Origin of the sequence: Streptomyces sp. P17 (assembly GCF_032436805.1) — a bacterium.
GTDB lineage: Bacteria > Actinomycetota > Actinomycetes > Streptomycetales > Streptomycetaceae > Streptomyces.
The window spans coordinates 1-260 of sequence record NZ_JAVRBF010001061.1 but is presented as its reverse complement, the minus strand read 5'-3'; the positions used below and the strand labels follow the sequence as shown (position 1 = coordinate 260).

The following is a 260-nucleotide window of genomic DNA, read 5'->3' as shown; positions in this document are numbered from 1 at the left end:
AGTGAGAAATATATCAGCGGGCATATTGCCGCGCCGGTTATTGCACGGGAAACAGGCGGTAACTAGATTTCCATATTCGAATGGACCGCCGAAACATTCCGGCTTAATGTGATCCATCGTCGCACGTTGATATTTTAGTTTGCTCATTCTCCATACCCCGCAAAATATATGCAATCACGTCAACCGTCCAACCGTTTCCAAGCTGAATATAACGCTGGAATGATGAGGCGGCTTTTGTGTAGTTATCCGGCAAAGTCTGC

At 46.5% G+C, this 260-nt stretch carries 1 protein-coding gene; it reads right to left on the bottom strand.

Annotation, left to right across the window (positions count from 1 at the left end; translation table 11 throughout):
* A partial coding sequence (locus tag RMT89_RS46360) for an HNH endonuclease (RefSeq protein ID WP_399499046.1) occupies positions 1–147 on the bottom strand: 147 nt, incomplete at its 3' end.
* Positions 148–260 lie beyond the last annotated feature (113 nt).